The 20,495-nt window shown below is 36.0% G+C and carries 20 protein-coding genes and 2 pseudogenes; all 22 read left to right on the top strand.

What is annotated here, in order from left to right:
• The first annotated feature begins 16 nt into the window (after positions 1 to 16).
• Positions 17 to 1,174: a hypothetical protein gene (locus GXP75_RS14930; RefSeq protein WP_242557125.1), complete on the top strand. Its 1,158-nt coding sequence runs from the start codon at positions 17 to 19 to the stop codon at positions 1,172 to 1,174.
• A 40-nt stretch (positions 1,175 to 1,214) separates the two neighbouring features.
• Positions 1,215 to 1,679 (top strand): hypothetical protein, encoded by a 465-nt coding sequence (locus GXP75_RS14925; protein WP_242557124.1) that lies wholly within the window; start codon positions 1,215 to 1,217, stop codon positions 1,677 to 1,679.
• A gap of 28 nt (positions 1,680 to 1,707) precedes the next feature.
• Positions 1,708 to 2,811: a hypothetical protein gene (locus tag GXP75_RS14920; protein WP_242557123.1), complete on the top strand. Its 1,104-nt coding sequence runs from the start codon at positions 1,708 to 1,710 to the stop codon at positions 2,809 to 2,811.
• A gap of 50 nt (positions 2,812 to 2,861) precedes the next feature.
• On the top strand, positions 2,862 to 3,335 hold the full coding sequence (locus GXP75_RS14915; RefSeq protein WP_242557122.1) for a hypothetical protein: 474 nt from the start codon (positions 2,862 to 2,864) through the stop codon (positions 3,333 to 3,335).
• Between the two features lie 13 nt (positions 3,336 to 3,348).
• Positions 3,349 to 3,735, top strand: a complete 387-nt coding sequence (locus GXP75_RS14910) for a hypothetical protein (RefSeq protein ID WP_242557121.1) — start codon at positions 3,349 to 3,351, stop codon at positions 3,733 to 3,735.
• 9 nt (positions 3,736 to 3,744) lie between these two features.
• Positions 3,745 to 4,410 carry a hypothetical protein gene (locus tag GXP75_RS14905; RefSeq protein ID WP_242557120.1) on the top strand — a complete coding sequence of 222 codons (666 nt, stop codon included), beginning with the start codon at positions 3,745 to 3,747 and terminating at the stop codon, positions 4,408 to 4,410.
• Positions 4,407 to 4,913 carry a hypothetical protein gene (locus GXP75_RS14900; RefSeq protein WP_242557119.1) on the top strand — a complete coding sequence of 169 codons (507 nt, stop codon included), beginning with the start codon at positions 4,407 to 4,409 and terminating at the stop codon, positions 4,911 to 4,913. Before GXP75_RS14905 ends, GXP75_RS14900 begins: the two co-directional genes overlap by 4 nt.
• Positions 4,910 to 5,635 (top strand): hypothetical protein, encoded by a 726-nt coding sequence (locus tag GXP75_RS14895; RefSeq protein WP_242557118.1) that lies wholly within the window; start codon positions 4,910 to 4,912, stop codon positions 5,633 to 5,635. The genes GXP75_RS14900 and GXP75_RS14895 overlap by 4 nt, the downstream gene beginning before the upstream one ends.
• 38 nt (positions 5,636 to 5,673) lie before the next feature.
• Positions 5,674 to 6,465 (top strand): hypothetical protein, encoded by a 792-nt coding sequence (locus GXP75_RS14890; RefSeq protein WP_242557117.1) that lies wholly within the window; start codon positions 5,674 to 5,676, stop codon positions 6,463 to 6,465.
• A gap of 20 nt (positions 6,466 to 6,485) precedes the next feature.
• On the top strand, positions 6,486 to 6,953 hold the full coding sequence (locus GXP75_RS14885; protein ID WP_242557116.1) for a hypothetical protein: 468 nt from the start codon (positions 6,486 to 6,488) through the stop codon (positions 6,951 to 6,953).
• 72 nt (positions 6,954 to 7,025) lie between these two features.
• A complete protein-coding gene (locus GXP75_RS14880) occupies positions 7,026 to 7,385 on the top strand; it encodes a hypothetical protein (RefSeq protein WP_396022472.1) in 360 nt (119 codons plus the stop codon).
• Positions 7,385 to 8,644, top strand: coding sequence for a pyocin knob domain-containing protein (locus tag GXP75_RS14875; RefSeq protein ID WP_242557114.1), 1,260 nt, complete (start codon positions 7,385 to 7,387; stop codon positions 8,642 to 8,644). Before GXP75_RS14880 ends, GXP75_RS14875 begins: the two co-directional genes overlap by 1 nt.
• 11 nt (positions 8,645 to 8,655) lie before the next feature.
• A complete protein-coding gene (locus tag GXP75_RS14870; RefSeq protein WP_151290785.1) occupies positions 8,656 to 8,946 on the top strand; it encodes a hypothetical protein in 291 nt (96 codons plus the stop codon).
• On the top strand, positions 8,946 to 9,104 hold the full coding sequence (locus tag GXP75_RS14865) for an XkdX family protein (protein ID WP_106033603.1): 159 nt from the start codon (positions 8,946 to 8,948) through the stop codon (positions 9,102 to 9,104). The genes GXP75_RS14870 and GXP75_RS14865 overlap by 1 nt, the downstream gene beginning before the upstream one ends.
• A gap of 13 nt (positions 9,105 to 9,117) precedes the next feature.
• Positions 9,118 to 9,972, top strand: a complete 855-nt coding sequence (locus GXP75_RS14860; protein ID WP_242557113.1) for a glycerophosphodiester phosphodiesterase — start codon at positions 9,118 to 9,120, stop codon at positions 9,970 to 9,972.
• A gap of 80 nt (positions 9,973 to 10,052) precedes the next feature.
• A complete protein-coding gene (locus GXP75_RS14855) occupies positions 10,053 to 10,538 on the top strand; it encodes a hypothetical protein (RefSeq protein ID WP_242557112.1) in 486 nt (161 codons plus the stop codon).
• Positions 10,538 to 10,954: a hypothetical protein gene (locus tag GXP75_RS14850; protein WP_242557111.1), complete on the top strand. Its 417-nt coding sequence runs from the start codon at positions 10,538 to 10,540 to the stop codon at positions 10,952 to 10,954. Before GXP75_RS14855 ends, GXP75_RS14850 begins: the two co-directional genes overlap by 1 nt.
• Before the next feature lie 13 nt (positions 10,955 to 10,967).
• Positions 10,968 to 11,969, top strand: coding sequence for a tyrosine-type recombinase/integrase (locus GXP75_RS14845; RefSeq protein WP_242557168.1), 1,002 nt, complete (start codon positions 10,968 to 10,970; stop codon positions 11,967 to 11,969).
• A 111-nt stretch (positions 11,970 to 12,080) separates the two neighbouring features.
• The gene (locus GXP75_RS14840) at positions 12,081 to 12,545 is read left to right on the top strand and encodes a hypothetical protein (protein WP_242557110.1); all 465 of its coding nucleotides are present in this window, start codon (positions 12,081 to 12,083) and stop codon (positions 12,543 to 12,545) included.
• Between the two features lie 75 nt (positions 12,546 to 12,620).
• Positions 12,621 to 13,304, top strand: coding sequence for an immunity protein (locus GXP75_RS14835; protein WP_242557109.1), 684 nt, complete (start codon positions 12,621 to 12,623; stop codon positions 13,302 to 13,304).
• Between the two features lie 58 nt (positions 13,305 to 13,362).
• Positions 13,363 to 14,922, top strand: a pseudogene (locus tag GXP75_RS14830) (phage tail tape measure protein); the annotation flags it as partial.
• A 223-nt stretch (positions 14,923 to 15,145) separates the two neighbouring features.
• Positions 15,146 to 20,449, top strand: a pseudogene (locus tag GXP75_RS14825) (phage tail tape measure protein); the annotation flags it as partial.
• Positions 20,450 to 20,495: the final 46 nt, after the last annotated feature.

Raw genomic sequence — 20,495 nt, 5'->3', positions numbered from 1 at the left:
AGGAGGTGATCAGTATTTGAAAAGTACAATTTTAGAAATCAACAATCAGAAAAAAACTAGTGGTCGAACATACATCAAGTGGGTTGTTCTAGAAATTCATGAGAACAACACTCGATTCAATAAGAACGGTATTACTTGGCTTGAAAAATACATAAACGCAAACCTTGAATCAATCAAGCTAATGCCACTTTGTGTAGAGTTCTTGGACGATGAAAATAGTGAGCCATTTGGTCACGGTTTAACTGAAGTCAAGGACGGCACTCCACTTTTTGAAAACAGTGCAGTGGTTGGAACTACTACCAATGGTTACATCGACACCATTGATGTAAACGGTGAGCAAAAAAGAGTGTTAATCGGCGAAGGCTACCTATACAATCAGCGCTACCCTAAATTTGTTCAGTGGTTAAAGTCAAAGATGTTTGATGGTAATTTTCCTGATACTTCGGTTGAAATAGCAGCTGTTGAAGGTTCGGATGTAATTGAGTATGACGGCGGTTGGAAAGAACAAGGGCGTGTGCCTATGAAATTTGACTTTACAGGTGATGCAATTTTAGGAATCGACCCTGCTGACGATGCCGCAATTTTACTCGAATTAAACAGTAAACAAAAGGAGGACAATTCAATGGCCAAATCCCAAGAAGAAGTAGTATTGGAATTAAACAATAAGCTCGATAATAAAAACAAAGAAATTGGCGAGTTAAACCAAAAAGTTGAGAAACTTTCAGAGGATTTAAAACAAAAAACTGAAGAGTTGAATGCCGCAATTAAAGCTGCAAAGGATGAAAAAGCAAAGGCAGAAGCAAAAGAGAAAGAAGTTCAAAAAGCTAAGGATGAAAAAGCCAAAACCGATGAAGAGCTTAACTCTTTAAAAGAATTTAAACAGAAAGCTGAAGCTGAAAAGATGCAAGGTGAACTTAACCAAGCACTTGCCTCCTATACTGCTGAGGAAAAAGAAGTTGCGAAAGAGAAGATTGAAATGTTCTCTAAATCCCCTTCTACTGAGCTTAAAGCCAAGATTATTTCTGAAATTAACTCTGCAATCGCTCAATCCTTCATCGCTGAAAGACTTAAGAAACAAACCTCTGAGACTAATAGCAATAAAGACTTCGATATTTATTCAGAAGTTAACGAATCTGGGCAAGAAGGTTCAGTGACTGTTGCAGATCTTTATTAAGATAAAATAACACTTTTATAGAAATTAGGAGGAAATTTATATGTTCAAATTTGGAACAATCGGTGCCTATAAACAAGTACGAAACAACCCACGTTGCAAAGCATCTGTAGAATTAGTGCCTGGACTAGCTGTTATCCCTAATGAATCATCAGGGAATGCTTTCCCTCCAGGTGCATCCTCATCTGCAAAAGGTGATGTCTATGTTGTTGGAAACATTATTGATAAACCTGAGATACGTAATAAAGTAGATTTTAAAGTCCTAAAGGGTGAATATGTCCTTGCTTTTAGATTAGCTGATGCAACTGGTCTACCTATCGAACTAAGCTCTGATGTGGTAGTTGATTATGACTTACTCGCAAAAGATGATGTTTTAGTCTCTGCTGCAGATAAAAGTGGTAAGTGGATTAAAGCTGGAGATGATGTCGCTGAATATAAGGTAACACTTAAAGTTCTTGAAAAAACTACATTTGGTGGTAAAGGTCTGTACGTAACAGTACAAGCCTAATCCATAATTTTGGAGGTAACTATAAATTATGAAAATCGAAATCAATAATGCTCGAAAAGATTCAGACGTTTTTGCAAATCCTAAATTAAACTCAAAATCCCCTATCGTTGAAATTTTCTCAGCTTTTGCTACTGGTCAAGACATTTCCAAGTATGGCAATAAAGCAGATGCAGTTATGAAACATGTCAAAGATCTTGCATCTCAAGCTTTGCTAGGTAATCCTGTTGCAAAAGCTGAGATTAACACAATTGTTCGGTTAGCAATTGAACCAAAATTGATCTCAGCAGTTAAACTCTTTGACTTTATGGGTACCTTTAAACAAATTGGTTATGAGCAACAGCCTATGATGACGACATATGCTCACGAATCAATTAGAAGTGGATTTCAAGCTTCTCGTGGTGACGTACCATTCGCTACTACAACTTGGAACGAATACCCGATTGGAACTCAAACCATTTCTGGTGGTTACGCTGTAAATTATCGAGAAATCCAAAGTGGAAATCTTGATAAAGTTGCTGAAGGAATGGACCAAGTTAAGACTGATATGATGAACAAAGCTATGTACTATGTTGTTAACGAGATGTACAATGCTATTAAAAATGCTACAGGTGTTAAATATTTTGCTGAATCGCATGGTATCACAAAAGATTCCGTTGATAATGTAACTAAAAAAGTTCGTAGATTTGGACAACCTTCTATCGTTGGTGATTATTCTGTTGTATCTCAGTTGAATGACTTTGCCGGATTCCAAGCTGTTGCTGGAGATGCCTCTAGTACGAAATTGCCGGAATCAGTAATGGATGAGATTCGCAGAACAGGTTTATTGAGTACATACAAGGGCTCATCTGTTGTGGAGTTGCCTAACAGTTATAACCTCACAGAGCTTAACGCTGCCGGCGATAACTTCAAAACATACCTACCTGAAGGTCTCCTATTCTTTATTCCTCAAGGCTCTAAATCTCCTCTTCAAGTATTCCAACGGGGTGGATTAACTTCAATGACAGGAAACGATATTGTCACTGGGACTGAAATCACCCGCTTTGATATGGAAATTGGTGCTGGAGTGGCTAAAGGCCAAGAGTATCAAATCGGTCTTATCCGTGATGAAAACTTTGAAATCACACCTGAATAATAAAAATTAAACTGGAGGGCATAGTCCCTCCTAATATTTTGGAGGGAATTATGTCAATTAATTTAGATAAGAAAATTGCAATTAAAAACCTATGTTCATGGGATCTGTATTTTAAAAAAATCGACAGTCATGGTGACTTTCGTTTACCCGCAAATGGAACACGTCAAATCACAGTTGGTGAAGTTCAATCTCAAGTTTATGACAATGTCAAAATGTTTGTAGGCACAGATGGTCAAGGCTCTCATGCAAAGATTTACATTGATGACAAGGAGACACGTGTTCACTTAGGGTTCGAAACAGATGAAAAAGGTAGTGAACAAAATGTGATCACCTCTGAGCGAATTAAGCAAATCCTCTGTTATAAAACACAAAAGTCATTTGAAGAAAACGTTTCTAAGGAAATTCACCTTGATTCAGAAAAGGCTCAACTATTTGAAGTAGCAAAAAAAGAAAAAGTTAATGACTACAAGAAAATTAAGTTCATTGAAGAATACACTGGATTTAAATTTGATACTCAATTATAAGGAGGTTTAAATCTTGACTCCTTATGAAAAAGTAATTAACGTTTTCCACACAATGTTTCAATCCAATGAAATTCTCCCCGATGGACTTGAGCAACAATTTTTCACTAATGCGATTGGTGAATATGAAACAGAGCTGGCGGAACTTAGCTATGACGAAGAGTCAAACACATTTAAAGATCCTCTCACCTCTCCTCAAATTCAGATTTTAGGAATGCTCATGTATAAAGGCTATCTTGGAAGGTATCGTGATAGAGCTCTAAAATTAAATAATGTTGTGGGTAGAGATATTCAATTGACAGGATTAGCAAATACGAAAGCTCAAGTTAACAGAGCATACGAAGACCTGATCGATGATATTGAAAAAAAGCTGAGCAAATTAAAAATGAATAACTTTGATTGAGGTGATTAGATGTCTGTAGATTGGTATCTAACCTCTTCTTCAAATTATTTGAGTGGCTGGGAAAATGAAGAATTTAATTCAAACAAGTATGAAGTTTTCAAAGAAATCTTAGCTAATTCACCTGAAGCTTACGATATTGAATTGAATGGTAAGCCCGAACAGGTAATAATTCAAACCATGCAGGACAGCGAAACAAAAAAAGTCATTACAGTTTTAGGCTTATTAAATCGTGGAGACTTGATTTTGTATGATGGAAGCTATTGGTTAGTTAATTCACGTCCTACCGATAACAAAATGAATGACAGTGCTACGATGCGGCTTTGTAATTCATCAATTAGTCTAACTTCTTCTGATAAACTAATTGATTCTGGAAAGATTGATGAAATTACAGGGAGACCGATAAAGATTAAAGTGCCCGGTGAGAAGGTTAACGTCCCATGTATTTTAGAACGGACTACTTCAATCATTGGATCAGAATTGGCCATAAACATTCCTGAAGGGCAAGCGTATGTCACTATCCCCTTTTTAAAACATGAAAAATTAAAAAAGGGTCTGTTTCTTTCCTTCTTTGGCGAGGAATTCCGTGTTGATGATATAGACTACTCGAAGGTCTATGGATACACCGGAACAATTAAACTTATAGCCAAGAAGAAAGTTGGAGGTGATAGCGAATGAGTATGATGGTCGAACATATGACAACTGTATTCAGAACCATTATGAATGATACAGATTTGAACCGTCTTTTATATTATAAAGATGACCCTCTCTCCTCTTCTCTTCCTGACGTACAGACGTTGGATAATTATTATGATCCCGCTGATGATTCCCCATCAATATTAAGCTCAATAATTAAGCGTGCTCCCAAAACTGATGATTTAACCGATCTACCAATTTGCAGACTTTGTGTTTATCTGGGCAACGCAATCCCAAAACCCTCTACCCAAAGTGTAATGTTACTCGATCAGGATTTAATGATTGATGTTTATACACACATTAACACTTATGAAGAGACTGAATTCAGAAATCTGAAAATTACTGATCGTATTTGTGAGATGCTTTTTAATCAAAACTTTGCGGGTATCGGTAAAAGTGTTAAATATACAAGGCTGCTCATATCTAATGCGCCTGACGGGTATCTGGGATACAAATTGATATTCACTTTCGGAGCTATGAAATGATTGATATTGAGTTTTTCATTACTGGAGAACCAATCTCTACAGAACTTGGTGAATGTAGATTCATTAAAGTTAAAGAGTACGGTCAGTTAGCTAATTATTTAAGGCTAATCAAAATGTCCAAGAAAGAGATCATTTATGTTTATAGCAAAGATGATGTTAATCGTTTTGGGGAACTTGATGAGCTTATTGCTGAATTGAAAAAAATGACTCTTTTTGAAATTTCGGATACCCTGCCGAATTTTCAAGAAGCCTATAGTGTTGTGTTTTCTAAAATGTTTAACGGAGAAGAAATACTGAATAAGCTTACTCCAGACAACTTCGATTCCATTAGAGAGCTTGTATTAAAAATGTGTTGTTTGAAGGAAGAAAAAATAAGCTCGAATCCAGAAATTCAAAAAGCCAATGAGCGAAGCAAGAGAGTCAAAAGTCAAGATATTGATCCAGTTGATATGGCGGATATTATTAGCACGGTGTCCGCTTATACAGGTTATCTTTATAAAGACATTAATGACATGACCCTGTTTCAACTGTACATGACTTATCATCGGATTGCTCAATTCAAGCAATATGATACTTCTACCCTCTTTGCCACAGTATCACCAGAAGCAGGCAAAAACATTGTGAACTGGGATAAACACATTGACTTATTTGAGGAAGAGAAACATTACATAAGCCGTGAGAAATTTATGAATGAGACTAAAGATTTTTCTAAGGGCAGCTAATGGCTGTTCTTTTTTTATTTTAAGGAGGAAAACTATAGATGAAAACAGTTATTCAAGATACAGCTGATGTTTATTTCAGAAGAAAATCTGATGGTCAGCTTGTATTCACAGCAGAAGCACAAACAGCTTCATTCTCCCAAACCATCTCCGAAGATAAGCTTCGCGGTGGTATCGGGAATAAACCACTTTATATCTTAAAGTCTGAAAAAGAAATTAATCTTACTGTCAAGAATGCATTTTTCGACCTAGAGTGGTTGGCAATGACACAAGGTGAAACAATTGAGCAAGAAGCTAAAGTTCAGGTATTTGACCGTGAACATGGGCTAATTGTTGATGACAAAAATGCGGTCACTCTAAAAGGTAAACCGGTAAGTGATGTAACCTTCTTCAACAAAAAAGGATTAACTTACAAGACACCTGTGTCTACTGATGGCACTTATTTAATCCCTACTGGATTTGCTGGTACAAAAGAGAAGTTGACAGCTGTATATCAGATTAACAAAATCGGCAGACGGCTCGCTATTAAAGCAAGTAAATTCTCTGAGCGATATGAAGTTGAATACCGTACAATTGCCTATAATCCTGATACCGAAGAGGTCTATAGCGATATTTACATTCAATTCCCTAACGTATCCCCTTCAGGTGAGTTTGAAATGTCGCTCGAAAACGGTAATGCATTAGCTCCAGAAATTAAATTCGAAGCACTGGCCGATACGGACACAGATGAGATGGCTGTTGTTATTGAAGCGAGCAGAGATGATAATGCAGCCGCTCCAGATCCTGGCTCTGATACAGAAACTCAAGCTAAATCCGTAGACGTTGGAAATTAATTTTACAGGAGTGATTTTTAATGGCAGCAAAACTTAATGATTTCGATGGTGTAAAATCTTCAGCTAGAGATGATGGAAACGGTGGTTTAGTAACTGACATTCATCTCAAATCACAAGAAAAGCCTCTGCAAGTTGACTTCCCTCAAACTGGCTTGGATGCTATCAAAGGGATACAAGTACAATCCCCTTCCGTAACAGTGAATGAAAAAGATCCAGGCTTCTCCTCTTTTAAGACGGATAAATTCACAGTGACTTCAACAGCCCAAAAAGTTACCGCAGGCATAACTGACAGGACAACCCTTACTGTATACCCTCCTTCAGAAGGAACAATTTACATTGGGAACTCTAATGTAACTGCTGATACAGGTATTCCTTTGGCAGCTGGTGAAAAACCATTCTCAGTCCCTGTCGCAGAAGGAAAAACACTTTATGTTTATGTAATTAATGACGGTACTGACAGAGATGTAAGAGTATTTGAAGCTAAATGATTTTTGAGGGGGTCTCTCCCCTCTTCTTTATTTAAATAAAAGACAGTTTTTATACAAATTAAGGAGGTAGAGATGTTGCCAGAAACCGATGACAATATTTTTAGAACCATACCAGATAAAACAACCTTTACATTTCACGAAGCAACAACTGCCCCGTCTGAAGGTGAAGAATTTTTAGTATCACATTTTCGGGATATTACTGTTAAGATCTCTGGTTCCTCAACTACAAGAGAATTAAAATTCTTTGCGATAGATGAAAATGGTGAAAAAACGGAGCTTGCTGGAACAAACAAAACAGACTTTCAATTAGGCACAGGAACATTAAACACTAATGAGAATTGGGATTTTGAAATAGCCGGCTTGTTTAAATTTATGGTTGAAGTAATTTCAGTTAATGGTGATGTTACTGTAAAAGGAATTGCGGTGAGTTAATGAGTAGCAAATTCGTAGGCCAACTTAAACAAAACAATATTCAGATCAATAACCTTAGAAATGATTACACTAAAACCGAAAAGCACATGATCGACCATGAACAGGCGTTAACTGAAAAAGTGAACGACTTTATGGAACAGCAAAATTTCGAATTAAAACAGCATACCGAAAACAATAACAATCCCCATCAAGTCACCAAAGCGCAGGTCGGATTGTCTAAAGTTATCAATGAACAACAAGCAACAAAGACTGAATTCAATAAACATGTTGATGACAAGTCCAATCCACATTCAGTAACAAAAAATCAAGTTGGTTTAGGGAACGTTGATGATATCCAACAAGCAGCTAAAACGGAGTTTGATAATCACGTAAATAATCTCTCTAATCCTCATTATGTAACGAAAGAACAAATAGGTTTGGGCAATGTCACTAATGATAAACAAGCATCGTTTAGTCAATTCCAAGCACATGATTCGAATGGCATTCGTCATGTGTCTCAGGCTGATAAAGATAAGTGGAACGGCTCACAGCTCTATAAAATAACTCAGGATAACGGACTAGCAAAGTATTTATCTGGTGCAGATTTCAATACTGTTACCGATACTGGATTTTATTACATAAGTAGTGCCTCAACAGCATTAAACGCTCCTGTCAATAATAATGGATACTTAATGGTATATAACTACGGCACATATGCATATCAAGAATTCACGTCATATAGTAGCAGTGACACATCATCATCAGGTAGAAGAAAGTTTATGAGAAACAAAGTAGCCAGTTCTGATACTTGGACAACTTGGCGTGAAATAGAATCAGTGGAAGGCTCACAATCAAAAGTAGATGCTCATGCTGATAGAAATGATAACCCACATAATGTAACTAAAATTCAAATTGGACTCAATAATGTTGATAATGTAAAACAAGCATCTTACTCTGAATTCAATAAGGCTACATGGTCAAATATAACATTGCAAAATGGTGCCACAGTTGGTACCAGAACTCCAATATATTCAAAATGGGGCAGTCTTCTTTTGATGAGAGGTCATGTAGTCACAAATGCTGATGTTATATTTGGTAAAATTCCGTCAACTGCTGTTCCTATTGGAGGTTCAGTAAACTTAGTACCTATTAGCGGTACTGGAGGAAGTGCAGGATTAATTCTTTATGAAAATGGAGAAATGAAAGTCAAATATCCAACTCCAGCTGACTCAACTAAAGCAACCGGATATTACTTGGATATAGTAATCCCATTACAATAAGGAGGTTATAAATGATTCAAGTCTATAGATATGATGAAGATTTCTTATTTGACAAGCCTGTCCTAATTGAAAATCCAAACGAAGAAGGACTCTATATAATTCCAAAGAATTGTACAGAGATTCAACCGCCTTCGTTTTATAAAGCTAAATTCGATATAAAAAAACAAAAGTGGTTTGAGTCTGCAACTCAGGAATATATAGATAGCTTAAAACCCGAAGCACCAGAACCAACTGAAGCAGAGAAAACAAAGCAACAATTGGGCGACCTCACCTTTCAACTTATGATGAGTGGAGTAATTTAATGAACTGGTATGAAACAATAAAAGATTATTATAACAACGGTAATGGTGTATGGGATGAGTACCGTGTAAAACAAGCAGTTGTCAAAGGAAAAATAACACCTGAAGAATATAAAGAAATTACTGGTAAAGAATACATTGAAGACAACACCCAAATATGATAATTTTGTATCTATGAATATATTAAAAAACTTAATAATTGTATTTCTAATCTTCATAGGAGGGTGTTCCACCACTTCTCACTCATCTATTAAAGGTTCGGGAAAAACAGAAAATCCTCCTATAGGTAACTACACTCCATTGATTATTGCTCACAGAGGAGCGTCTGATTTAGAACCAGAACATACCGTATTATCTTACAAACGAGCAATTAAAGACAAGACAGATTTTATCGAAATTGATTTGAGACAAACTAAAGATGGCGAATTAGTCGCAATACACGATAAGGATGTTGAAAGAACAACTAATGGAAAAGGAAAAGTTCAGGATCTCACTTTGTCTCAATTAAAAAAACTCAATGCTGGTAAAGATCAAAAAATAATGACAATCGAAGAGATTATAAAAGAATTTGGCCTCTCGACCAATTATTACATTGAAACCAGAGAAGATAATAACGGCAATTTAGTAATGGAACAGAAACTTATTGATATACTGAATAAGTATAAACTAATCACTAAACATAAAGTTGTTTTACAGTCTTTTAGCGAAAAGAGTTTAAAAAAGTTACATTCAATCAATAAAAATATTCCTCTTATGCGTTTACTAGGTGATGAAGAGGTAGAAAGTTTAACTAGCGACACTTTAAAAAACATCAAAAAATATGCTTATGCAGTTGGCCCTAACGCTAAATTAGTTGATGAATCATTTGTAAAGAAAGTACATGCAGCAAATCTGAAAATACATGTGTTCTTTGATGCAGAAAATGAGAGAAAACTGACCAAAGAAATGCTCGGTTTAAAGGTTGATGGATTGTTTACCAATAACCCCTTTTACACCTTAGACGAGTTGAAGCAACAGAAAACAGGATAAAATACAAGTTTTATTTAGACACCTCTCCCCTTTTGAGGTGTCTTTTTTTAAGATCAGAGGATATATAAGGAGGAAATGAAATGGCATCGAAAAAATTAAATTTAGCATTGATTGAAGAAAGTGTAAGCAAATACGACAAAAAGGAAAAAGTACAGCTCACTAATGACGTTCATGTTTTTATTTACCCTTACTTCTCCCCTACCCGATTAACCAACATGCTTACTGAATTAATCACAGATCCACAAAATGCTGAAGAAAAAACCATTGACTTTAAAAGTATAAATCCTGTTCAGTGGGCTTTCTTTTCACTAATTAAGGAATTTACAGACTTAGGCATTCCAAGTGATATCAAAAACAAGGTTAAGTGGTTTGTTAAACTTGTAGACTCTGAATTTTTCCCAATGATTATTAGTAGCTTCCCTGAAGAAAGCATGAAGAAATTTGGAGAAGCAACAAAGATGATGCAGGAGAACTTAGACAAACTTTCAAACATGACTTCGGAAGAAATAAATGATCTCATTCTAAAAAAGGTCGAAGATCTTGACAGTGAAAAAGAGACTGAATAATGGCCAAGAACATGAAAGAAATAGCAGCAATGATTGAATTCGCTGCAAAACAGGCAATTCAAAAAAAATCAAACACAAAGCAGTCAATGATTAAAACGGGTCAGGATCATGTTCAATCTGATGTGTATGACTCCTATGACCCGCTCATGTATGAACGTACAACTCTTTTAAAGAATTCCTTTGTAATTGAAAACCACGTCAATGGAATTTTCTTAGACAACACCCGTGAAGACAGCGGTAAAGATGTTGCTACTGTCGTAGAGACTGGAGAAGGCTATACTTATCCTGATAAATATGGTTACGGTTATGGGAAACCTCGTGCATTTATGAAGAATACAGCTGAATCCTTAAAGGATGGACGATTAATTGCCGCTGCGAAAAAAGATTTACATGCAAGTGGTATTAAAACAGAATAACGGTGGTGTATTAATGACCAATCCAATTGAAAAGAATATGCTCCGTACAAGAGCAAAAAAGCTTCCTGAAGTGACCCAGGAGATGTGGGATCAAGTAGACGAGGAACATAAAAACTTAGTACAAGAGTTTTTAGATGCTCATTCATTTCGTGATAAAACACGAAAACAATACCACTCCTCCCTTCGCCAATTCTTTTGGTGGGTTCATACTTCTCTAAATGGTAAGAAGCTATATAAAATAACGAAACGTGACTTTATCCGATATCAAAGCTTTCTAAAGAACCGAGGTATGTCGTCAAGTGGAATTGCTCTCAAAAAAGCAGGTGTGTCATCATTAAACAATTACATTGAAAATGTTGTTGCAGAAGATGACGAAAACTATGAAAAGTTTAGGAATTTCACACGTGGATTGCCTGCAATCCCTAAAACCGTCACATATGAAAAGGTTAAGGTTACGTATGATGATTATAAGCTAATGATGGATGCTCTCAAGGAAGATGAGAATTACCTTGGTATGGCATGGCTTGCTACTGCGTTTAATGTCGGTGGTCGAAGAGCAGAATTAATTCAATTTAAAACTGAGATTTTGGACTACTCTATTCCTGAAGGCCAATCTTATGTTATGAGCCATAAGGTGTTTGGTAAAGGGAAAGGCGAAGGAAAACCATTAGAATATATGATTAATACAGAGGCTCTTGAATATCTGAAGCTTTGGAATAAAAAACGCGGTTATGATCACGAATACCTCTTCACTACTCAGTATGGCGGACAACCAAAACAAATGTCAGAATCATGGGCAGACTATTTTTGTTCAGATGTCCTCTCTGATATTCTCGGTCGGCGCATCAACCCTCACCTCTTTAAAGCCTCATGTATTACATATTTACTTGAAGTGAAGAAAATCAAAATTGAACTAATCAGTAAATATGTAGCCCACCATGAAGACGTTTCAACGACTATTAAGCATTATGATTTGCGTGATTTCGAAGAAGAAAAGAATCAAATCTTTATTTAGATGAAATCCCTCTTTTATGCAGAATCAAGATTCCTCAATAGAGGGATTTTGCTTTTGTTTAAAAGCTTAACGTTTTTCCATATTTGTCGATAATATGGAGAGGTGAATTTGATGACACCAGAAGAAAAGGTCTATAAAGATAAATTCGCAGAAAAATTAATGTGTGCAACTAATGAAGAACTTATTAAATTTATTGATGAAGAGTTTCCAAGAGAACCTGTAAGCTCTTATAAATCCTATGACCAAAAAATAAAAGCACTGAACAGCTTTAATAAAGCTGAGCTATCAGCAGCTATAGCAAGAATGACTAATATTGAAAACATACACGATCACACTAAACTTTGGCCTGTGGGGAGTTTGTTAGTAGCTACTTCACTTGTAGGACTTCAAATACTTTTTAAAGTAAACATCGCTAAAATTAATGACAACAACTATCTTAATGCCTTGTTTTATGTGTTAATCGCTATAATTATATGTTTAGTATTTCTATACGGAATGCAAAAAGAAAGAAAAAAAGTAGTAACAGCAAGTTATTTCAAAGAGTTATTAATTCAGCTTAAAGCTGATAATGGTTAGTTCCACTCTCAAACCATGTTCTACCCTGCTGGAAATCATGATATAATGTAGGAAAATAATACTGGTGGTGGTTGGATGGGAAATAAAGCGATGTTTTATGGCGGGTTGGCATTATTTAATCTTTTCTTTTACTTTATGGATGGATGGAAACCGTTTGCTGTAATGCTAACAGTTTTCGGTTTGCTTATCTTAGCTACAGAGCCATTTAGAATAAAAAACAAAGCTATTGCAAATAAAATCAAAGAAAATGCTGAAAAACTTAAAGTTTACGATAGTGAATTTGAGGCTGATAATTTTTTTAGCACTTATAAAACAAAGATTGCTTTTAATGAAAATGTCTCTATTCTTAAAGTGTACGAAATTATTGAAAATGATGAAATTAAGGAATGTATCATTCCCTTCTCGGAATTAATTGAATCTGAAATTGTACTAGATAATCAAGTTGTATCAAAGGTGTCAAAGTCAGGAGTGGCAATTGGAGGAATAATGGCGGGTGGAATCGGTGCTATTATTGGAGGATTGTCTGCTTCATCCAAGCAAACAGACATGGTTAAATCAATTACGTTAAAACTCACAGCTGAAAATCTTATGAACCCCGTCCATTATATTCACTTTCTCCCCTCTCGTGAGGACGCTGGATATAATATTGACGGTTACAAAAAAGACAGCAACATAATACAAACAGCGCTCCAAAACGCTGAATATTGGCAAGGCGTTATGGACGTAATAATAAAGAAATCAAACAAAGTCGCTCAATGATGGGTGGCTTTTTTATTTCCCCCAATTTCCCTCGCACTTGAAAGGATGTGACTAATACTTGAGTCAAAACCTCAAAATTATATTAACTCCCCAAGCTGATACCTCATCAAAAACCGTTGAACACTTAAATCATCAAATCAAATCATTAGAGAAAAAACTAAATTCTCTCAAACTGAACACTAATATTGATTCTTCTACATTAAAAACTCTTAAAGAGTTCTCTTCTGCTGTCGAAACTTATCAGAAAAACCTTAAGTCGTATAATCAAACCGTTAGAGAATCCTCTAAAGTTGTTAAAAATGCTGACGGTACCGTTGACAAACTAACACAGCAATATAAGAAAAATGGTGAAATACTTCAACGTGAAACAAAGATAATCGATAATCGCAATAAGTCACTAAAAGAACAAACCCAAGAAGTAAACAAGCTTGCTTCAGCCACTGAAAAACTTGGACAGATTCAAAAGAAAACTGAACAAAAAAATTCCCAAGGACAAACAACAAGAGTAACTCAGAAAAATCGTAACGGTTTTGATGATATTACATATGTAACAAATCCTAAAACTAATGCCACTTCTTCTAAAATAACAACGAATTATGACCAACAAAGAAAAGCTGTTGATCAGCTAAACCAAAAATTAGAAACATTAAGACAAAAAGGCTTAGTCTCTTCTGAAGTCCTCTCTCGACTATCTACTTCAGTCAATGGTTCTCAAACGGCAGCTCAAATTGATCAAATAGCTAATCGTATAAAACGAATTGATGACTCCTCTACTGCAAAGGCAAAAACAAAAGAACTTGAACATCAAATACAACTCTATCAAAGACAAGCACAAGTTAATGCTCAGAACTTACAAAATAGATATGGCTCTTCTATAAGTTCACAGAGCAATAGTCAAATTCAATCGTATTTAAACTCAGTTAATCAGTTGTCAACTAGCACCCCAAATCTTAGACGACAAATGCAAAACCTAAACACTGACTTCAGGGAATTGTCCGCTAATATTAATTCTTCCACGAATCGAATTTCAACATTTGGTGAACAATTAAATCAGGCTTTTAGCAGGATGCCTGCATATTTACTAAGTGGATCAATATTTTATGGTGCAATTTCAGGCTTAAAGAGCATGGTTTCTCAGGCAGTAGAAATTGATACTTTAATGACTAATATCCGCCGTGTAATGGATGAACCTGACTATAAATTCAATGAACTTTTAAACACATCAATTGATTTAGGGAATCAATTGTCCAATAAAATATCCGACATTCTTCAAATGACTGGTGATTTTGGTCGAATGGGCTTTGATGAGAGTGAATTATCGACTCTTACCAAAACAGCACAGGTATTGCAAAACGTATCAGACTTAACTCCAGATGACACAGTAAACACTATGACTGCAGCTATGTTGAATTTTAATATTGCTGCTCAAGATTCCATATCTATAGCTGACAAGTTAAACGAAGTGGATAATAATTACGCTGTAACTACTCTTGATCTAGCAAACTCTATAAGAAAAGCTGGTTCAACTGCTTCAACATTCGGTGTTGAATTAAATGATTTAATTGGTTATACAACTGCCATTGCAAGTACAACCCGTGAGTCTGGAAATATCGTCGGTAAAATGATTGCTGACGTTAAATCTCTTCTGATTGACTTGGAACTCCTAACGTTGAGTCGAGGAAAACAAGGGGCAAGCGTAAAGGTAGCCTGAACGACTGAGTGAAGAGACACCTTAAAAGTGAAGCGACAGTCTGATCTTTATGGAAACATAAAGAGTAAGGTTGAAGTGCCTTACCGCCACATACAGTGGTCAGTAGCCTTTTGGCGAAAGTAACAGTATGAACTCCCTTAAAACCATTTTTGCCCGGATTGGGAATAATCAAAGTTCCATTAAAGCGTTAGATGAAATCGGTATTTCAGTCAAAACAGCTAGTGGAGAAGCTAAATCAGCAAGTGATTTAATTAGTGAAGTTGCTGGTAAGTGGGATACGCTTACTGATGCTCAAAAGCAAAATACTTCCATTGGTGTAGCAGGTATTTATCAGTTATCCCGTTTTAATGCAATGATGAATAACTTCTCTATAGCTCAGAATGCAGCTAAAACTGCAGCAAACTCTACGGGAAGCGCATGGAGTGAGCAGCAAAAGTATGCTGACAGCTTACAAGCAAGGTTAAATAGGCTACAAAATAATTTCACTGAAATGGCAGTAGCTTCTTCTGATGCATTCATTAGTGATGGATTAATTGCATTCACTGAAGCTGCAGGATCTTTGTTAAATGCTACTACTGGAATTATTAAATCTGTTGGCTTTCTCCCCACCCTATTTGTGACTCTAAGTACCGCCACCCTCCTACTAAGCCGAAATACACGAACCTTGGCAACAGCTCTGATTTTAGGAACATCTTCAATGAGACAAGAAACTCTTGCTTCCATCGGTCTTGAGGCTGGTATGACCCGTGCAACTGTTGCTTCGAGAGTTTTAAAAACAGCTCTTAAAGGACTATTTATTTCATCAGTTGTCGGTGCTGGGTTTGTGGTATTAGGTTATGCAATAGAAAAACTAGTAACATCGTTTGCCGAAGCTAAAAAAGCTAAAGAGGACTTTGAACAAAGCCAGCAAACAAATATGGAAGCCATTACAACCAATAAAGATGCTACTGACAAATTAATTAGTCAGTATGAAAAACTTCAAAGAGCTAAAGAAGCAAGAAATTTAACTCCTGATGAAGAGCAAGAGTATCTTCAAGTTACTCAGCAATTAGCCCAAACGTTTCCAGCATTAGTTGATGGTTACGATTCTCAGGGTAATGCCATTCTTAAAAACAACGAAGCATTAAAAGAAGCTATTGCCAATACACAAGAATATATTAAATTAAAGAAAACTGAAACAAAAGATGGCGCAAAGAAAACTTTTGATGATGCAGCTAAAGAGATTAAAAAATCTAAAGATGAACTTGAAGAATATAAAAAGATTGCTGAATACAACGACAATGGCAAACCTAAATGGGATTTCATTGCTTCTGATGACGATTATAAACTTGCTGCTAATAAAGCTAAACAAAATATTCATAAAGCGCAAATGGATATTGTTAGTGGTAATGCTAAAGTTAAAGACAGTGTTCTTTCTGTTGCAGAGGCTTATAGCAGTATTGATATCAGTAACACAGTTAAATCTAACCTTAGAGATATTGTAAACAAATTAGATTTAAAAGAAGAATTAAACTCCGAAGAATTAGACAAGTTTTCATCAGCACTTGGAAAACTACAGGAAAAAATGCAGACAGCGTTAAATGAAGGTGATGAAAAAGCCTTCGATAGCGCTAAGAAAGATTTGCAAAATCTTTTAGAGACATATTCGAAATCAGATTCATCAATTGATGTTTTCACACTAAGCTTTGATAAAGCTAAGAAAAACATAAAAGATGGGGATAAAAGCGTAGCTTCTATTAAATCTGAAGTTGGAGACTTGGGAGAAACACTTACCGAAGCCGGGACTGCGGCTGAAGATTTTGGAACTAAGCTTAAAAATGCACTTGATGTAAACAGTGTTGATGACATTAAAGCAGTTATCAAAGAAATGTCAGAGGCTATGCAATTTGATTCAGTTCAAAATGCCTTGAATGGGGATATCTTTAATAATACCAAAGATCAAGTCGCTCCCCTTAATGAACTTTTAGAGAAAATGGCCGAGGGTAAAAGCATCTCTGCCAACGAAGCTAATACTCTAATTCAAAAAGATAAAGAATTGGCGAAAGCTATCAGTATTGAAAACGGTGTTGTTAAAGTCAATCGGGATGAAGTTATTAAGCAGAGAAAAGTAAAGCTCGATGCTTATAATGACATGGTTAAGTATAGTAATAAATTGATGAAAACAGAAGTCAATAATGCTATTAAAACACTTAATGCTGACACTCTCAGAATAGACAGTTTAAGAAAATTACGCAAAGAACGCAAGCTTGATATATCTGAATCTGAGCTATCTCAACTCGAAGTTAAATCAATAAATAGCGTTGCTGATGCTAAGAAAGAGCTACAAAAGTTAGAAGAGAAAATGCTTCAACCTGGTGGATATACTAATGGACAGATAGAATCTATGCAGAATGTAAAATCTGCTTTAGAGTCGTACATATCTGCATCTGAAGAAGCAACTTCTACTCAAGAAACAAACAAACAGGCTCTAATTGAAGCCGGTACTTCTCTTGAGAAATGGACAGACGAACAAGAAAAAGCTAATGAAGAAACAAAAACTTCTATTTATGTTGTTGACAAGTATAAAGAATCATTAGAGAAAGTTAACGCTGAAATTGATAAATACAACAAACAGGTTAATGATTACCCTAAGTATTCTCAGAAATACAGAGATGCAATTAAGAAAGAAATTAAAGCTCTTCAACAAAAGAAAAAGCTCATGCAAGAACAAGCTAAACTTCTAAAAGAGCAGATTAAGTCAGGCAATATCACTCAATATGGCATCGTCACCTCCTCTTCTCCATCTTCTGGCTCATCAGGCGGCTCATACTCATCCTCCGGTGGTTCTTATTCAGGGAAGTATTCCAGCTACATTAATTCAGCCGCAAGTAAATACGGTGTTGATCCTGCACTTATTGCAGCCATAATTAAACAAGAATCAGGATTCAATGCTAAAGCTCGTTCTGGTGCCGGGGCAATGGGACTCATGCAACTGATGCCTTCCACCGCTAAAAGCTTGGGAGTTTCTAATGCTTACGATCCTTACCAAAACATCATGGGCGGTACAAAATACATTGCTCAACAATTAGAAAAATTCGGTGGCAATGTTGAGAAAGCTTTAGCTGCTTATAACGCTGGGCCTGGTAATGTAGTTAAATATGGAGGAATTCCTCCTTTCAAAGAAACACAAAACTACGTTAAAAAGATCATGTCCAACTACACTAAGTCCATGACCTCTGCTAATTCTTCAATTGCGAGTTATTATACTAGCAATAGTGCATTTAGAGTGAGTTCCAAATACGGTGCTCAAGATGGTGCTTACCGCTCTACTCCTCATAAAGGAACAGACTATGCAGCAAAAGCTGGAACAGCAATTAAATCACTTCAGAATGGTAAGGTTCAAATTGCTGGCTACAGTAAAACTGCAGGTAACTGGGTGGTTATCCAACAAGATGACGGAACAGTTGCTAAGTATATGCATATGCAGAGCACTCCATCCGTTAAGAGTGGTCAAGCCGTTCAAGCTGGACAAACAATCGGTAAAGTTGGCAGTACTGGTAATTCAACAGGTAACCACCTTCATCTTCAAATAGAACAGAACGGTAAAACCATTGATCCTGAAAAGTACTTACAAGGATTAGGAACCTCTGTTTCTGATGCCTCTTCTGCTGAAGCTGAAAGACAGCAAGCGATTGCTCAAGCTAAATCAGACCTCATCTCTCTTCAAGGAGACCTCAGTTCAGTTGATGATCAGATTCAAGAACTTCGATACGAACTCGTTCAATCTAAACTTGATGAATTTGATAAGCGTATTGGAGACTTTGATGTACGAATAGCAAAAGATGAATCAATGGCTAGTCGCTATCTTTCTGACAGTAAAGAATTCCGTAAGTATACTAATGATCAGAAAAAGGCTGTAGCTGAGCAAGCCAAGATTCAAAAGCAGAAAGTTGATTGGATCAACAAAGAAATCAAGACAAATAAATTTCTTAATTCTGCTCAAAGAGCTCAGCTTCAAGAAGAATTAAAACAAGCAAAGCTCGATTTAATTGCTGTACAAGATCAGGTCAGAGAATTACAAAAACAGCTTGTTCAATCAAAAGTTGATGAAACACTTAAGTCTATTGAAAAGTCATCTAAGAAAACTGAAGGCAAGATTAAAGATGTAGACAATAAGATTTCAATGACTGAAGAAGACGAAGATAAGGTTAAGTATTACAGCAAACAGATTAAGCTGATCCAACAGCAGCAATCTGAAGCTAAAAAGTACATCAAGCAACTTGAAGAACAGAAAAAAGCTGCTAAAGGTTTTCCTGATATCCAAGAACAAATCACAGAGGAAATTGAAAACTGGAAGGATAAACAGAAGGATTTCAATCTTGAGCTTTATAACACTAAGAAATCAATAAAAGATATTTATAAATCATTAGCTGATGAAGTTGTCTCAATCTACAAAGAAATGTATGAAAAGATGCGTGACATTGAGTTAGAAGCTCATCAGAAAGCTACACAGGATTTAATTGATGAGATTGATAAAGAGGATGATGAAGCTAAGTTCCAAAAAGACTTAAAAGATAAACAAGAAAGCATTCAAAAGCTATCTGATCAAATCAGTCAGTATTCGCTTGATGATTCTGAATTCGGCAAATCTAAGGTTAAAGAATTAACCGAACAGCTCCAAAAGGAACAGTTAGACCTTGATGAGTTTCTTAAAGATCGTGAAAGCAGTAAACGTAAAGAAGCTCTTCAAGACCAGCTTGAAAAAGATGAAGAATCAATCAATACGAAATATGATGATCTCGTTAACGATGAGCGTGCTTTTAAAGATCTTGAGAAGAAATTAATGGATGGAAAGATTACTGATATTGCTAAGCAGCTTAATGAGTTCTCTAAATTCATTAATAGCAATATGGAGTCCATCGGAAAAAGTATCTCCAATAACCTTATTGATAAGCTTAAAGAAGCTTCTAATGCCTTGAATACTGTCACCAAAGGTAACACAACAGGCAAAAAAATATCCTCATTTGAAACAGGAGGATACACAGGAACTGGATTAGGTGCTGGTAAGCTAGCTATTCTTCATGACAAAGAGCTTATTCTGAATAAGACTGACACCGCAAACATCTTGGACACAGTAAAAGCTGTTCGTCAGAACAACCTTCCAGATGAGTCTCCTAAATGGGGACAAGGAGGAAAATTAGCGAGTTTAATTAACAAAGGAATTACCACTATTCCCTCGATAATTCCGAATATTAATCAGGCGAGCCTATCCAACAGTTTGATACCAAACGTTAAGACCACTAACCTCCCCCCTTCTGTTAACTCTACTAGTGATAAAACAGTTAATTTAACGAACACTTTCAATATTGAAAAACTCATGGGTGGCGAAACTGGAGCTAGAACTATGTTCGAAACAATCAAGAAAGAAGTTGTAAAATTAAATGGAAGCATGTAAGAGTCTGTCGATGCAGGCTCTTCAGCTTGCTTTTTGATTACTAAGG

It is taken from the genome of Bacillus sp. HU-1818 (assembly GCF_022695965.1).
In the GTDB taxonomy this organism is placed as follows: Bacteria; Bacillota; Bacilli; order Bacillales; family Bacillaceae; genus Bacillus; species Bacillus atrophaeus.
Note: the sequence above shows the minus strand (reverse complement) of the source record. Positions and strands in the feature narration are given on the sequence as shown.

Coding starts and splice junctions, on each gene's coding strand:
- GXP75_RS14925 (WP_242557124.1), top strand. CDS start 1,215: ATGTTCAAATTTGGAACAATCGGTGCCTATAAACAAGTACGAAACAAC.
- GXP75_RS14920 (WP_242557123.1), top strand. CDS start 1,708: ATGAAAATCGAAATCAATAATGCTCGAAAAGATTCAGACGTTTTTGCA.
- GXP75_RS14915 (WP_242557122.1), top strand. CDS start 2,862: ATGTCAATTAATTTAGATAAGAAAATTGCAATTAAAAACCTATGTTCA.
- GXP75_RS14905 (WP_242557120.1), top strand. CDS start 3,745: ATGTCTGTAGATTGGTATCTAACCTCTTCTTCAAATTATTTGAGTGGC.
- GXP75_RS14900 (WP_242557119.1), top strand. CDS start 4,407: ATGAGTATGATGGTCGAACATATGACAACTGTATTCAGAACCATTATG.
- GXP75_RS14895 (WP_242557118.1), top strand. CDS start 4,910: ATGATTGATATTGAGTTTTTCATTACTGGAGAACCAATCTCTACAGAA.
- GXP75_RS14890 (WP_242557117.1), top strand. CDS start 5,674: ATGAAAACAGTTATTCAAGATACAGCTGATGTTTATTTCAGAAGAAAA.
- GXP75_RS14885 (WP_242557116.1), top strand. CDS start 6,486: ATGGCAGCAAAACTTAATGATTTCGATGGTGTAAAATCTTCAGCTAGA.
- GXP75_RS14880 (WP_396022472.1), top strand. CDS start 7,026: ATGTTGCCAGAAACCGATGACAATATTTTTAGAACCATACCAGATAAA.
- GXP75_RS14875 (WP_242557114.1), top strand. CDS start 7,385: ATGAGTAGCAAATTCGTAGGCCAACTTAAACAAAACAATATTCAGATC.
- GXP75_RS14870 (WP_151290785.1), top strand. CDS start 8,656: ATGATTCAAGTCTATAGATATGATGAAGATTTCTTATTTGACAAGCCT.
- GXP75_RS14865 (WP_106033603.1), top strand. CDS start 8,946: ATGAACTGGTATGAAACAATAAAAGATTATTATAACAACGGTAATGGT.
- GXP75_RS14860 (WP_242557113.1), top strand. CDS start 9,118: ATGAATATATTAAAAAACTTAATAATTGTATTTCTAATCTTCATAGGA.
- GXP75_RS14855 (WP_242557112.1), top strand. CDS start 10,053: ATGGCATCGAAAAAATTAAATTTAGCATTGATTGAAGAAAGTGTAAGC.
- GXP75_RS14850 (WP_242557111.1), top strand. CDS start 10,538: ATGGCCAAGAACATGAAAGAAATAGCAGCAATGATTGAATTCGCTGCA.
- GXP75_RS14845 (WP_242557168.1), top strand. CDS start 10,968: ATGACCAATCCAATTGAAAAGAATATGCTCCGTACAAGAGCAAAAAAG.
- GXP75_RS14840 (WP_242557110.1), top strand. CDS start 12,081: ATGACACCAGAAGAAAAGGTCTATAAAGATAAATTCGCAGAAAAATTA.
- GXP75_RS14835 (WP_242557109.1), top strand. CDS start 12,621: ATGGGAAATAAAGCGATGTTTTATGGCGGGTTGGCATTATTTAATCTT.